Source organism: Erwinia aphidicola (assembly GCF_024169515.1).
GTDB classification, from domain to species: domain Bacteria; phylum Pseudomonadota; class Gammaproteobacteria; order Enterobacterales; family Enterobacteriaceae; genus Erwinia; species Erwinia aphidicola.
The window spans coordinates 3,476,795-3,488,401 of record NZ_JAMKCQ010000001.1 but is presented as its reverse complement, the minus strand read 5'-3'; the positions used below and the strand labels follow the sequence as shown (position 1 = coordinate 3,488,401).

Annotated in this window: 20 protein-coding genes; all 20 read right to left on the bottom strand. The window is 50.6% G+C overall.

Annotated elements, in window-relative coordinates; all coding sequences use genetic code 11:
• Positions 1-2: 2 nt before the first annotated feature.
• The 20 genes from J2Y91_RS16385 to J2Y91_RS16300 all read right to left on the bottom strand — a co-directional run bounded on the left by J2Y91_RS16385 (position 3) and on the right by J2Y91_RS16300 (position 11,571).
• Entirely contained in the window at positions 3-503 is a 501-nt protein-coding gene (locus J2Y91_RS16385; protein WP_253538846.1) for a phage terminase small subunit P27 family, read from the bottom strand.
• Positions 504-707: 204 nt separating this feature from the next.
• Positions 708-1,058, bottom strand: coding sequence for an HNH endonuclease (locus J2Y91_RS16380; RefSeq protein ID WP_253538842.1), 351 nt, complete (start codon positions 1,056-1,058; stop codon positions 708-710).
• Between the two features lie 142 nt (positions 1,059-1,200).
• The gene (locus J2Y91_RS16375; RefSeq protein ID WP_253538839.1) at positions 1,201-1,707 is read right to left on the bottom strand and encodes a hypothetical protein; all 507 of its coding nucleotides are present in this window, start codon (positions 1,705-1,707) and stop codon (positions 1,201-1,203) included.
• 139 nt (positions 1,708-1,846) lie between these two features.
• The gene (gene lysC, locus J2Y91_RS23115) at positions 1,847-2,062 is read right to left on the bottom strand and encodes an Rz1-like lysis system protein LysC (protein ID WP_062818690.1); all 216 of its coding nucleotides are present in this window, start codon (positions 2,060-2,062) and stop codon (positions 1,847-1,849) included.
• Entirely contained in the window at positions 2,001-2,369 is a 369-nt protein-coding gene (locus tag J2Y91_RS16370; RefSeq protein ID WP_253538836.1) for a DUF2570 family protein, read from the bottom strand. Before J2Y91_RS16370 ends, lysC begins: the two co-directional genes overlap by 62 nt.
• Positions 2,366-2,992 carry a glycoside hydrolase family 19 protein gene (locus J2Y91_RS16365; RefSeq protein WP_062818687.1) on the bottom strand — a complete coding sequence of 209 codons (627 nt, stop codon included), beginning with the start codon at positions 2,990-2,992 and terminating at the stop codon, positions 2,366-2,368. The genes J2Y91_RS16370 and J2Y91_RS16365 overlap by 4 nt, the downstream gene beginning before the upstream one ends.
• Positions 2,989-3,273, bottom strand: coding sequence for a phage holin family protein (locus J2Y91_RS16360; protein ID WP_253538831.1), 285 nt, complete (start codon positions 3,271-3,273; stop codon positions 2,989-2,991). Before J2Y91_RS16360 ends, J2Y91_RS16365 begins: the two co-directional genes overlap by 4 nt.
• Positions 3,260-3,640 (bottom strand): phage holin family protein, encoded by a 381-nt coding sequence (locus J2Y91_RS16355; protein ID WP_253538826.1) that lies wholly within the window; start codon positions 3,638-3,640, stop codon positions 3,260-3,262. The genes J2Y91_RS16360 and J2Y91_RS16355 overlap by 14 nt, the downstream gene beginning before the upstream one ends.
• A gap of 89 nt (positions 3,641-3,729) precedes the next feature.
• Positions 3,730-4,620 carry an SDH family Clp fold serine proteinase gene (locus J2Y91_RS16350; protein WP_253538823.1) on the bottom strand — a complete coding sequence of 297 codons (891 nt, stop codon included), beginning with the start codon at positions 4,618-4,620 and terminating at the stop codon, positions 3,730-3,732.
• 32 nt (positions 4,621-4,652) lie between these two features.
• Positions 4,653-4,862 (bottom strand): hypothetical protein, encoded by a 210-nt coding sequence (locus J2Y91_RS16345; protein WP_253538819.1) that lies wholly within the window; start codon positions 4,860-4,862, stop codon positions 4,653-4,655.
• Between the two features lie 304 nt (positions 4,863-5,166).
• Positions 5,167-5,568 (bottom strand): antiterminator Q family protein, encoded by a 402-nt coding sequence (locus J2Y91_RS16340; RefSeq protein WP_253538814.1) that lies wholly within the window; start codon positions 5,566-5,568, stop codon positions 5,167-5,169.
• The gene (locus J2Y91_RS16335) at positions 5,561-6,586 is read right to left on the bottom strand and encodes a DUF968 domain-containing protein (RefSeq protein WP_062818304.1); all 1,026 of its coding nucleotides are present in this window, start codon (positions 6,584-6,586) and stop codon (positions 5,561-5,563) included. Before J2Y91_RS16335 ends, J2Y91_RS16340 begins: the two co-directional genes overlap by 8 nt.
• A gap of 10 nt (positions 6,587-6,596) precedes the next feature.
• The gene (locus tag J2Y91_RS16330) at positions 6,597-7,418 is read right to left on the bottom strand and encodes a KilA-N domain-containing protein (protein ID WP_253538812.1); all 822 of its coding nucleotides are present in this window, start codon (positions 7,416-7,418) and stop codon (positions 6,597-6,599) included.
• A 106-nt stretch (positions 7,419-7,524) separates the two neighbouring features.
• The gene (locus J2Y91_RS16325) at positions 7,525-7,881 is read right to left on the bottom strand and encodes a RusA family crossover junction endodeoxyribonuclease (protein WP_253538809.1); all 357 of its coding nucleotides are present in this window, start codon (positions 7,879-7,881) and stop codon (positions 7,525-7,527) included.
• Positions 7,878-8,504 carry an MT-A70 family methyltransferase gene (locus J2Y91_RS16320; protein WP_253538806.1) on the bottom strand — a complete coding sequence of 209 codons (627 nt, stop codon included), beginning with the start codon at positions 8,502-8,504 and terminating at the stop codon, positions 7,878-7,880. The genes J2Y91_RS16325 and J2Y91_RS16320 overlap by 4 nt, the downstream gene beginning before the upstream one ends.
• Positions 8,501-9,784 (bottom strand): chromosome partitioning protein ParB, encoded by a 1,284-nt coding sequence (locus J2Y91_RS16315; protein WP_253538802.1) that lies wholly within the window; start codon positions 9,782-9,784, stop codon positions 8,501-8,503. The genes J2Y91_RS16320 and J2Y91_RS16315 overlap by 4 nt, the downstream gene beginning before the upstream one ends.
• Complete coding sequence (locus tag J2Y91_RS23000; protein ID WP_301292156.1) at positions 9,781-9,909, bottom strand: hypothetical protein; 129 nt, start codon at positions 9,907-9,909, stop codon at positions 9,781-9,783. The genes J2Y91_RS16315 and J2Y91_RS23000 overlap by 4 nt, the downstream gene beginning before the upstream one ends.
• The gene (locus J2Y91_RS16310; protein ID WP_253538798.1) at positions 9,909-10,352 is read right to left on the bottom strand and encodes a PerC family transcriptional regulator; all 444 of its coding nucleotides are present in this window, start codon (positions 10,350-10,352) and stop codon (positions 9,909-9,911) included. The genes J2Y91_RS23000 and J2Y91_RS16310 overlap by 1 nt, the downstream gene beginning before the upstream one ends.
• Positions 10,349-11,398 carry a conserved phage C-terminal domain-containing protein gene (locus J2Y91_RS16305; protein ID WP_253538794.1) on the bottom strand — a complete coding sequence of 350 codons (1,050 nt, stop codon included), beginning with the start codon at positions 11,396-11,398 and terminating at the stop codon, positions 10,349-10,351. The genes J2Y91_RS16310 and J2Y91_RS16305 overlap by 4 nt, the downstream gene beginning before the upstream one ends.
• Positions 11,395-11,571 carry a DUF4222 domain-containing protein gene (locus J2Y91_RS16300; RefSeq protein ID WP_187497249.1) on the bottom strand — a complete coding sequence of 59 codons (177 nt, stop codon included), beginning with the start codon at positions 11,569-11,571 and terminating at the stop codon, positions 11,395-11,397. The genes J2Y91_RS16305 and J2Y91_RS16300 overlap by 4 nt, the downstream gene beginning before the upstream one ends.
• Positions 11,572-11,607 lie beyond the last annotated feature (36 nt).

Sequence of the window (11,607 nt, the reverse complement as noted above, 5' to 3'; positions counted from 1 at the left end):
CATCATTTGCGCTTTTTATTGAGAAATTCATCGAGAGGGTCAACTTCAGCAGCGCCCTTCACACCAACCTTTGTCCGGCTGGCTGGCGTCATACCGAATTCACCCAGCATTGCCCTGATACGTTTCCACGCATCGGCTTTCATTACCGCTGCCGGATGGGGCTTAATCATTCTGATTTCACGCTCCCTGCCTTCGTCCGGTTCTTCCTCGCTAAATACTGCGTAGGTGTAGCCTTCCCGATCCAGCGTTTCACAGTGGCGGCGGTACTCGGTGTAGGCTTCGACCATCAGCTCAAGGGCGCGGGCATCAAGCAGTGTAATTACTCCGACAGCGTCCAGCTCTTCAGCCATTCGCTTAAACCAGTACTTACCCTGCTTATCAAAATGCTTCGGAATTGGGGGTACCCCTGAAGGGGGTTTTGGTTCGTTTTTATTTAGTGGCCGCTTAGATGGGTTACCCTTCACCAAAGCCAGGTGGGTCGGGGTTTTCGGTGGTCCCGGCATAATCGAAAACTCCTATTAATGATTGCAGGGGTACCCCCAAAAAAAGGTTTCGTAACCTGCGGCGGTGCGAAAAAAACTTAGGCGGCGGTCCTTTAGGGCGTCAGCCCTGAACTTTCAACCCGCCCTCCCCCTGGCTGGAATAGATGACATTCATTCTTATTTGAATGAATTTTCATACAATTCAACGCATTGATGATGGGTACCCTATCGGTTGCGCTCATTGGCCGTCTTGCGCTTATGGCAGGGCCAGCACAACGCTTCAAGATTGCTGTCGTCGTCTGTGCCGCCGTGTGCCTTAGGCTTGATATGGTCAACCGTAGGTGCTGCTGCAACGCGGCCATTCCTCATGCAGTTTTGGCACAGGTGCTTGTCCCTCGTCAGGATGCGCGCGCGGCGTATGTCCCACGCACTGCCATATCCACGCTGCTGCCGGGTTTTGCCCTGCTGATGCTGCTGCCATCCTGTGTGGATATGGTCAGGGCAGTAACCTGAGCGATCAGTCGTGGTCTTTCCACAGCCATGCTTACGGCAGGCGCGTGGTATTGCTGCTGGCATGTTGTTACCTCATGGCCGGGAGATATGCGTGGTGATCGCTATCCCAATGTTGGACCGTTGCTGTGCTGCAGGTGCATATGGCACGCCGTTGATAACAACTTCCATATTTACCTCATAAAAAAACCACCCGAAGGTGGCTTGCTCAAGATAATAAAGAGGGGGTGTAGTGAGCGGTTGATATAGTGAGCAGAGAGTTCATCCTTTGAAGATAAGTTTCTTTGCCCTTGATATCCAACATCCATTTATCTACCGCATCCAAAATGTCCTTGCAAAAACAATCGATTTGCAGTTGCAATTTATTGTCAATTGAGTTCCTGTGCACTATATATCCAGGTGCTGGCGGGGGCGTAAAAACAAATAGTCTGAGCCTTTTTTTATCCAAAAAATCTAACCCTGAGTGCATACAACTGCATCGATACATCCAGCAATCATACCCATAAAACCTTGTCTCTTCGTGTTCTCCTGATGAGTATTCTTGCCCAAGATAGCGGTCAAACCAGTTTGCATATAGTTTTCCTATCTCTCCTCTTTCAGGCTTAGGGTTTTCGACACTACGACAGATATCAGGGATAGCAAGGCTCAAGAACAATGCTGCATACCAGTTTTTATCTTGTAAACTTTGAGTTATAGCTTCGGTAAACTGTCTCACATTTTTCTCATTTATTAAAATTCAATGAGCTTAAAGTTTATCCAAACAAATTAAAAAATGATTCATTTTTTTTGCCTGCTGTTACCGCCGAGGTGGTAATTTCAAGCATTTTTATGTAATTCCATCCTGCGGTTTTGCTTCACTCATCTTTTAAGCCTTCTTCAATTATACGAATAGCTGCCTTGTCGATGTTGCACTGACCGATCGCCGTTATCAGGCTAACGTTCAGCTCTAAACTGTCCTGCCAGCGCATCTGTTCTGGTACAGGCGGTATTGGCGTTGGTGCAGTCAGGTCAGGGTTTAGCTTTGGCCTGGGCACCTGCACGTATACTGTCCGCGTACAACCGGAGATCATCAGCAGCGGCATCAGGAACATCACGAACAGCGCATTCGTCGCCCTTAACCGCTTCGCGAATGTAGACCACATGTGTTTCACCCTTCTGCTGTAATGACTGGCGTTCGGCGTTCGCCGCTTTAGTGATGTCGTACATCAGGTTAATGGCGGCTGTAGCGTTCCTGGTTATAGCTTCGGATGAGGCGAGGCTCTTCTCTGCTGATGTCGCTCTGGCGTGGTAGCCGCTTGCCAGCTTAGCCATGGATACGCACAACAGAATCAGGCCAGCAACCAGAACCACTCTCCAGTTAGTTGCCAGCCACGTCATACAAGCACCGATTTAGCCAGGTTGTAACGCGCCGTGCGGTCTGCTAACCCGTTATCGCCACCGTTGATGATTTTTGTGCAGCTCGGCACAGAGTTAATCCAGTTCAGGCATCCTTTTGAGACAAAGAACCATGCAGCTGACCGCGCCGCATTTTGGTCAAGTTCAATCAGTTCCGGGTTGCTCACCAGGTCGACCTTGATGCCGTTACCTGTGGCCCGGTAGTTATCCAGGAATGTTGTCTGAATTAACCCGCCACCGCGATACTTCCATCCGTCGCCTGCGAGCTTATTGCCGAAGCGCTTCTGATAGACCAGATTGGCGATCGCTTTCTGCCGCTCTAACGGTAATGGGCTCTCCCCTGGCTTACGACCAAGCGTGAAAGCCTGGTCACGGGTCATGCGCGCCGGGTAGAACGTCACCATTAAAGCCTGGACGCTGTAATTGAAGTTCTCGCGGGTCGCCCTGAAGCTGTTGGACTCATGCCCCACCTGCGCGATGAACATAGCCTGCGCCAGCGGTGAAGTAATGCCGAATTCAGCCATTGCCGCATCAATGTGCGGATGCCAGCGCGCGGCAAGTTCGGCGCTGATGCCAGCCGCCCGTTGGAATTGGTTCAGGTTCATTGTGGTCTCAATACGTTAAGTAACCGGGCCACATTCCCCCGGGACCGGAAGACAGCGGCGCAGATTATGAGATTAATGAGAACGACACCCCAACCAGGGGAGCCGTAGCAGTGATAGAAGTATCGGAACGGCACCGAGGCATACGCGAGGATTAGCAGGTATGCCAACCACGATGCCCACCAGTTATGCCGTGCTCCCGGCTTACGAAAGAACATCAGACGGATGACGATGGCAGAACAGGCCAGTACGTTTGCAATCAGTAGCGGATCATTTGTTGCCATTGGTTCCTCCCCTCCAACGCTGGAACCAGTTCAGAGGGTCCTGCTCAAAGATGAAGGTCAGCGTCTTAATCGCGATAGCAGACAGAATGACAGCCCCGAGTGAATCAAGAGGCTTGTCGCTATAGCCAGACCACTGCGCCAGCTTTGAACCCATCAGGCCCGAACCGTATATCCCAACGATGTAAGAAACGAGAAAATAGGCTGCACGCCGTGTCAGGCTTAGGTCAGCTGCCGTGGCTACGTAAAACACTGCGCCAGCAAATGCACCGAACACGACACCGTAATCAGTACCGGTGACCAGTCCAAAAACGCTTGCCCCGGTTACCGCAGCCGTGGCAATAATGCCCCCTGATACCGGATCGGACATTACGCCCCCCTTATGCTGTGACTAGCTTTAATTTATTCAAGGCGAAAAAAAACCCTGAATAATCAGGGTTTAATTAAAAAATTTGTTCATTATTCATCAGAAGGCGAAACATGCCATACCATTCGACCATCTTCATGATTTTCGATAATTTTAGCGGCGGAACTCCCACCAAAAGTATGCATATAACTGTGATGGATGGTCAGTACCAAATCTTGAATATCCTGATCACTTTCCATGTCAGTTATTTTCAAACCAATCTGTTTAGCCTTATCGCTATGTATGTGCCTAGCATGGGCAAATGTAGATGTATGATTATTTAAGCTTCTACAAACAGCATCTGCTTTAGTAGCTGCATCTTGTTCACCCATAAACATACCTGTTACAAGCCAGTCACTAACGATTGTGGTTGCCCACTGTATCGCTTTTTCACATTCGCCGATGAAGGTAGGATTTAATTTGCTGAGGGTAAATTGCCAGTATCCTACAGAAGCAGGATTTTGAATTATATCATTGTAGGCTTTTTGGGACTCTTCAATGACCCCGTGAGCAGGTACACCGCCAATCTGAGGGTCGAATGGTCCAATATTTGATTGCTTACCCATAACAATTTCTTTAGCACAACAGGCAAGCATAGTTCCTGCGGACATTGAAATCATGGGAACAAATGCCCGGATATCGTTTCCGAACTTTGATCTTAGATAATTTCCAATCGATTCAAGAGCTGCAATATCACCACCAGGGGTGTGCAATAAAAGGTCTAAGCCTTTTGTAGCATCTAGTCCGTGTATTGCCGTCATAAAACCATTTTTATCGTCATCTGACATTCCAATCAGGTGATGATGTGCTGCGGCATTTTTTTGCAAAAATCCAGAGTAGTAGGCGATAACATTTCGACCAGTTTTTTCTGAAAATTCTTTGAGGTATTTGCTGCGAACAGTATCAAGTGGGCTTTTCTGGGCGAGAACTGCCATCTCGCCCATGACCTTATTCCAATTTGGCATATTATAGTTTTTTAGTATGAATAAAGCTGATAATCATTTTTCGGCTTACTTGCCAAATTGTTCGTATTAACAACAGAACCTGTTGAATAAACAACACCTTTTTGCTCAGTAACCACAGAGTAGCTACTAAGATATCGCCTTCCGAACTCTTCATTGGATTCGTTAGGTCTAAATTCTGCAGGAACGATCCCAAATTTCTCATACAGTTCAACGAAATTCATTGTGGTCTCCTTTTTATCACTACATATAGTGCCTTGAGTACAAAAAAACACTACATGTAGGTTTAACTATAAATATAAATACGAAAAAACCTCCTAAAGGAGGTCAGTTGGCTTGCATTTATACAGTAACTATGAACGATACAGGATTAAAAGCAAAGCCTTTTGTGCTGTAGAGCCGCCAACATTCGTTACTTTCGGCAGAATTTCAGAAAACTTTAGCAGCGCACAAAACATAAGCACTACTAAAGTAAGCCGCTTGCTTGTGACCACTCTTATCACGTTAATGGATAAAATGCGGACCGCGTTAATTATTTTTTTCGGAAAGCTCAATTAAATGCTTTTGAGTGTAGGGGTCCATTTCTAGAGTGACATCCAGCATTGAGAGGCATCCCTCTACGAAGCCTTCAGCCAATTGAAATTTTATGCGTATAAGTTTTTCATCACAACGGTCTCGCTTCGCCAACTGTCGCTTTGAAATATTTTTGATGTAGTGATCTTCAATAAGTGCGTGCTCTTCTGGCCTTTTTGCCTTTAGCCTGCCAACACAAGCATCAACAATCATCGCATCATGGTCTGTACACGATGCCATACTTGGTGATTCTGGCAATAACCCTTTAAAGCCAGCAGCGATCGGAGAATAACCCATTTCGTAACGATGCCGGGACCATGCGCCCCAGCGTTCTAATACCATCTGAATATCACGCATTTTTGTCTCCGCTATTTTTCTTACCCGTGGCAATAACGCCGAGTGCCAGGGCTCTGTCGAGCGTGCGAATGATCAGCTCCGGCTGTGTGCCGTACTTAGCCTCAAACGCACGCACATCAGCATGAAGTTCATCGTGGTGCGCTCTGCATAGCGGCAACACGAATAAATCATGCGCTTTAGTGCCCATACCGCCCATGCCGTATAAGATCAGGTGGTGTGGGTCGTCTGCCTGTTTACCACAGCACAGGCAAGGCTGCTGCTTAACCCATTGGGTATACTGCTCGTTGCTCCATCGGCGGCGCTTTGGCCGTAACAGAAACGTCTCCGGCGTTTCAGGATCGATAGCCATCTCCAGCACCTGCTTTGCCTGCTCCTCCAGAATCTGCACTGCTGATTGCTCCGGGACGATATGCGCCTCTTTCAGTGTTCCGGTGGCCACCTTCCCAACAGGCAGTTTCAACACGATGCGTGCGGCGTTCTCCGGCATCAGATCAATAACGTGCTTTGTTGCAGCCCACCAGCAGAGCTCCGGCAAGGTTATCTGGTGGCCATCGGGCAGCATAAATGCCGACAGAGCCGTGCTGATCACCCAAAGTGCGGTATTGCGCGCTGCGATATCCAGCGTTCGCGGCGATGGTTCGATTTCGCGTAGCCGGTTATCACAGTGCCAGCAAAGGCGCACTGCACCGTTGCCGGTGCGCAGAGTGGTATGGCTGGAGTCATGCCAGTCGCTTTCTATCTGGCACCCGGTGCCGTGCTGCAGGTGGTCTTCAAGAGAGTTAATCCCACCAGCTGCTTTGATAACACGCTCATGAGTGAAGAATGTCATCATCACCGGATCATCAAGTAGCGGCTGCTCCGTATCTGGAAGCATGCCGGAACCCATACCGTGCATGTGGTGCGGTTCAGTGCTTATAAGCACGCGGCGCGCGCGGAATAGTGGCATCAGTTCACTGCCCGGACGAAGCAGCACAATTCCAAGATCGGGCTGGATGCAGGGTTTTAGTAATGCTCTCATCAATCCCCCTTCAAGATGCGCTGGCTGAAACCAGAATGCGAATCAGTTCCTGTACCTTCGTATCGAAGAAGTGAGGCTGCGTCTCTCTCGGGTTACCAGGGCTGATGATGTTTTTACCAAATAGCATACCGCGCGATGTAACTGACCAGAACTGCTTCTGACCATTACGGGATTTAGCTGATGTGCTTGGGCGTGAACGGCGCTCTACGATGCCCGCATGCTGCAGGCGACTAAATGCCTCTTGCGTGCTGATTCCAAGGTTATGGCGCTGTAGCAGCGTGGTGAGGGCCATTGTGGGGCGGCTTGAACCATCAATCGAATCAGAGGGGGCGTCAATGGCATATGAAGGCATCATGTTTGGCAGGCCAGCGAAATCCTGAAGTTTCTGGTAAGCACCCAACTTTGATGAGTTCGACAGATTCAGGGTACGTGAGGCAGACTCAAGTAGAATTACGCCCGCCTGCACCTGATCTGCCCGATTCGGTCCCTGTGAGGTATGTTGCCCTGTCACTACTGAATCAAAAGTCCTGATCACCTTCAGGCTGAATGACGAGCTGATCCACATCGCATAAGAGTAAACCAGCTCTTTGCATACATAGGTGCCACGGTTATCACCACCGTGAATCACTCTAACTGGTTGATTTTGTTCCAAGGGAGGATTTCCACCCTCGGTTAATTCCTGTACAAGCTCCTGCGTCTGTTGGTTCCCCAGCCAGAAACGAGGCTTATGCCGCTCCTCTCCACCAGCAGCGCGATGCAAATCGTTCAGGCAATAGCGGCCCGAGGTATCCTGGCGTACAGAAACGCCATCAATTACGAGTAACTGATTCATATTGTCTCCGCTTGTTGTGGTTACGGCCGCCTGCATGCGGACCATAACTAAGTGACTGTATAAATATACAATCCTGACACCGACAGGGCAACGTAAGTACGTTGTTTTATCGATGAAATTCATTGATCGTTAACTCTGCTTTACCGTGACATGTCACGTCACCCCATTCCACCACCATGCGCTTGATCTGAATATCATCAACCCACACGCCAGCGTGAGTTACAGCATCAAACAGCGCCTTCTGGAAGTTGTCTAAATCGCGTTTAGCGTGGTTAGGCGGGTAGAGGACGACGTGGATATCAATGTCATGAGTGATCGCCTGCGGGCGGCGGCGAAGCTGCTCATAAACGGCAGCTATCGCATTGATCCGGTATTTGCGGCCACGCTCACTGATCAGCGTACCGCGAGAGGTAGAGCGCCAGTATCCGTTAACACTGGGTGGAAATGGCAGGATCAGTTTCATGCAACCCTACCCGGCAGCATCTGCACGCTGCTGTCACACTCGTTGCCCCATATGTCCCAACCCTCTGACGGGCGGCGGGCGAATAGCTCTATGCGCGGTACATCGCCATAAAGCTGCTCAAGGCGGAATCTGGCTTCTGCCGGCTTAGTGCTGTGCTCACCCTGGCAGGAGTAAATCACCTGTTTAACGGATCGACTGGCCCGCTCCAGCCCCGTTCCCCGGACAGCCACCAGCGCAGATTCCTGATTACCCCGCGTGTAATTACCGGGGTTCATGCGGGTCTCTGCATTAAGCATGTCCAGCAGATCGGTGAAGTCGTGAATGGTCTGCTCTTCCAATGCTGCGTTGAAGCGCTGCTCTGCCCTGCCGTTGAACTTCACCCAGGTGAACAGGAACATCTGGCGAACGTCAAAGCCCCATGCCTCCGCAAGCTCACGGGCCTCCTGGTCATGCGTTCCGGTGTACCACATCACCAGAACAGCGTTATCGGCTGACAGCTCCCACACGGGGAGCCTCTTCAAATCAGTAATGTTCATGGTGTCGTAATGATTACCAGCCGCACCGCGGCTGATAGTGTTCCCATACTGCCAGGGGGGATCGGCGTATATCAGCCCGTATTTCATGCTGATGCCCCTTCCAACTCTTTCAGAACGCGCTTAACTTCCGCCCGCAACGCACGGATGTTCCACCAGGTTGAGCAATTTGTTTTTTCGAGAATATTTTGGAAATCACCAATAGCTGGAAACTCGCTCCGGTAATCTTCATAAACTTCTTTGATGCGTAGGCAGGCATCGTCTGAGTTTGGCAACCCATAGAGCTTTGATCTCACCCAGGTGTTCAGCGGATGGTGGTTGCTTTCCCCGGCCACCAGCTCAACCGCTTTTCGGATAGTCTCAGCCTTAACGACAACAATCTGAGGGTTTTCCAGAGAATCGCTGGCCCATGTATGAGCGTATTTAGATTCGCTGAAGGTGAACTCTTCTTTGTCGCCGAACGCTGCAGCCGCACATGCCCATGTCTCTATTCCGCTCTGGCTGATGATGTCTTCTTTCACCATCGGCAGCTTAGTTTCCAGCGTCTCACCATCAGTGCTGGAGGCTGCTGGCGCGCAATGTTTCTCGCGGTACTCTGCAATAATGCCCATTGCTTCCAGATAAACCTCATCTGGTGCCTTGTATCCTTCATCGCTGAATTCGAATGCGGCCATGAGCTCAACCAGGCGGCGGGCTTTCTTGGTACTGAACTGCTGCATTGCAGCGCTCTTTGTCAGTTTCTTCTTACCTGCCGCCTTCGCTTTAGCCATCTGCTCAGTTGCCACCGTTCCCGCCTGAGGGCCATATTCTCGGGTTAGTGCGACAGCTGTTGTTGAAGCCATTTCACCAGACTCAACCATGCCGATGATTTCTGGCCCGGCAGAGAGCAACTGCAGGTGACTTTCAATATCTGAGACTGAGCGATGAAAAGCTTTAGCAATTTCCGCTATCTCGTACCCGCGTTTTCTGGCCCGATTGTATTGAGTAGCTCGCTGAATTGGAGTTATCTGTAGGCTGTCATTGCTTCCAGCCTGGTGAGCCAGCCTTTCCAGCTCAGTTCCAACAAAGTCTTTGCACTCAATACGTGGGATGTCTGTTCCCGCTGCAATAGCCATTCCTGCACCAATCAGGCGATGCTGGCCGTCATCCACCCTCACGCCCTTGTCAGTTACCGTGACGGTCAGTGCCGGAAGGTCTGCGCCTGCGATCCACAGGTCACGCATATGTTCAGCCCAAGCAACATTGAGTTCGCGAATATTATCGCCTGGCTCCAGATACAGCTCATCAAACGGCACCATGTAGGTTTTCTTGGTGGTGATTTCGCTGCCTGTTTTGGCCTTTTGTTTGTACATCTGCGAAAGTGTTGTCATTTGCTTACCATCTCCATAACCAGAGCCAGAGCCAAAAAGAGCAGGAAAATCATTACGCATGCCGTGCGGATGCCGTGGTAAAAAATTTCATGAACAGTGAAGTGCTCGCGCAGTTTCTTAACCATCAGTTCCTCCACATGTCGATCGCCGGAACGCTGATAACGCCGATTCCTGACGTTTCATGCTGTACACCAATGCAGCCCTGGCTGATGCAGTATTCACGGCGGTTAGCAGCTTTATCGCGTGCTTCTTCGTTTGAGGTCGCATCCATGGCCAGCAGCCATTCACGCGCAGCTCGCCGCCATAAGCCGCCGTTCTCCAGTTGCGTAGCCTTGGCACGGTGCTTTTCGTAACGTTCGCCGAGGTTCTGGCGGTCCCCTTCTTTCGGGATTAGGTAGTGGAACGGGTGAGCCTTCAACGCATAGCGGTTAACGATCTCCTGCGTGTAAAGCTCGGTCATCAGTGGCTGAATCATGCGCTTCGGTATTCCGGCGCCATTTGCGATCTGCGTTGACGTGCAGCCAGGGTTATTACGTACAAACTCAATAGCCATTTCACGGATATTCATGCTGCTTTCCCCCTGGCTATGCGCGATGCGCACTCCTTCCAGATGCTGTTCCAGCGGCTGACCGCAAAGCTGACCTGCATTGAACGAACCCCGGCCTTACTCGCCTCAGCTCTGACCGTCTGCTCCAACTGGCTCGGATTCTTCAGCGGATTACCGCTGCCGATGAAACGGCGGTAGGCCGCGTCACGCTCAGTGTGGTCTGCCACATCAGCGCCAATAGTCTCGCCGGACTCCTTGACCCACTTGCCGTTAACGCTCTTAGGTCGCCCTGCCTCAAGCCAGTGATTTGCGCCTGACAGATAACCAGGGAACTTTGAAGGCTGGAACATTGTGGCCGGGCGCAGATACTCGACCATCGCCAGGTCACCTGACCATTTCGCGTTCAGGTAATCCGTAGCAAGGATCAGCTCGTCAGTCGTGAACCCTTCTGACAAGCGGCCACGGATGCTATCGAGAGACGACTTGCTAACCTGGTAGCGTGAACCGGTAACCATATTCAGGTGTGCCAGTACCTGCTTGGCTGAGTCAGTAATAACCACTTCTGGGTCGGTCTCAGAAGGAGGCTGACAAGAATCTTTTTTATCTGACGGGTCATGTTTTGAATTTACTAACGGATCGCCCCCAGATTCTGACGGGTGAAAACCCTTCTCGTGACAGTTTTTCGACGGGTCAAAATTTGAGGCCTCATATTTTGATGCGTCAAATCCTGATGCATCAGATTTTGATGGGTCAGATTCTGGCGCATCAACTTTAGATGCTGCTTCCTTCAGCTTTGCCACGTTCAACTGGTAGATGTTTGAGGTGTTGCGATTGCCCTTGCGGCGCTGCTTTCGGGTAAGCCACTCAGCCTTTTCCAGGCGCCCGATCGCAGTGCGTACCGTGCTCTCGCCAGCGCCAATCTGACGGGCAATGGTTGCCACACTCGGCCAGCACACACCATCATCACTGCACCAGTCAGCCAGGCGGGCCATGATGACTACTTCCGACAGCTTCATACCGGACAGTGCGCAGCCATCCCAGACGTAGGCGGATAACTTAACGCTCATAGAACCCTCGTGAATTTCTGGATGAACCGCTCAAGCGGCTGCATGCACTCATGCGGATAATTCGCACGCAAGAATATGACCTGCTGGTTAATTTTGTCCCAGCGGATGACTTTGACCAGCACGCCGCGCGGGTCCCGGTACGTCCGGTTGAGGTTTTGGCTGTCTTCATCCACGAAGCCCTCCGGTCGGTGCAAGATCGTTTACCTGCT

Excerpts from the sequence above, each read along its gene's own strand:
- J2Y91_RS16325 (WP_253538809.1), bottom strand. The coding sequence starts at position 7,881 with ATGAAACTGATCCTGCCATTTCCACCCAGTGTTAACGGATACTGGCGC.
- J2Y91_RS16320 (WP_253538806.1), bottom strand. The coding sequence starts at position 8,504 with ATGAAATACGGGCTGATATACGCCGATCCCCCCTGGCAGTATGGGAAC.
- J2Y91_RS16380 (WP_253538842.1), bottom strand. The coding sequence starts at position 1,058 with ATGCCAGCAGCAATACCACGCGCCTGCCGTAAGCATGGCTGTGGAAAG.
- J2Y91_RS16365 (WP_062818687.1), bottom strand. The coding sequence starts at position 2,992 with ATGAACCTGAACCAATTCCAACGGGCGGCTGGCATCAGCGCCGAACTT.
- J2Y91_RS16310 (WP_253538798.1), bottom strand. The coding sequence starts at position 10,352 with ATGAATATCCGTGAAATGGCTATTGAGTTTGTACGTAATAACCCTGGC.
- lysC (WP_062818690.1), bottom strand. The coding sequence starts at position 2,062 with ATGATCTCCGGTTGTACGCGGACAGTATACGTGCAGGTGCCCAGGCCA.
- J2Y91_RS23000 (WP_301292156.1), bottom strand. The coding sequence starts at position 9,909 with ATGGTTAAGAAACTGCGCGAGCACTTCACTGTTCATGAAATTTTTTAC.
- J2Y91_RS16355 (WP_253538826.1), bottom strand. The coding sequence starts at position 3,640 with ATGTCCGATCCGGTATCAGGGGGCATTATTGCCACGGCTGCGGTAACC.
- J2Y91_RS16315 (WP_253538802.1), bottom strand. The coding sequence starts at position 9,784 with ATGACAACACTTTCGCAGATGTACAAACAAAAGGCCAAAACAGGCAGC.
- J2Y91_RS16345 (WP_253538819.1), bottom strand. The coding sequence starts at position 4,862 with ATGAATTTCGTTGAACTGTATGAGAAATTTGGGATCGTTCCTGCAGAA.
- J2Y91_RS16385 (WP_253538846.1), bottom strand. The coding sequence starts at position 503 with ATGCCGGGACCACCGAAAACCCCGACCCACCTGGCTTTGGTGAAGGGT.
- J2Y91_RS16370 (WP_253538836.1), bottom strand. The coding sequence starts at position 2,369 with ATGACGTGGCTGGCAACTAACTGGAGAGTGGTTCTGGTTGCTGGCCTG.
- J2Y91_RS16340 (WP_253538814.1), bottom strand. The coding sequence starts at position 5,568 with ATGCGTGATATTCAGATGGTATTAGAACGCTGGGGCGCATGGTCCCGG.
- J2Y91_RS16350 (WP_253538823.1), bottom strand. The coding sequence starts at position 4,620 with ATGGGCGAGATGGCAGTTCTCGCCCAGAAAAGCCCACTTGATACTGTT.
- J2Y91_RS16335 (WP_062818304.1), bottom strand. The coding sequence starts at position 6,586 with ATGAGAGCATTACTAAAACCCTGCATCCAGCCCGATCTTGGAATTGTG.
- J2Y91_RS16360 (WP_253538831.1), bottom strand. The coding sequence starts at position 3,273 with ATGGCAACAAATGATCCGCTACTGATTGCAAACGTACTGGCCTGTTCT.
- J2Y91_RS16305 (WP_253538794.1), bottom strand. The coding sequence starts at position 11,398 with ATGAGCGTTAAGTTATCCGCCTACGTCTGGGATGGCTGCGCACTGTCC.
- J2Y91_RS16330 (WP_253538812.1), bottom strand. The coding sequence starts at position 7,418 with ATGAATCAGTTACTCGTAATTGATGGCGTTTCTGTACGCCAGGATACC.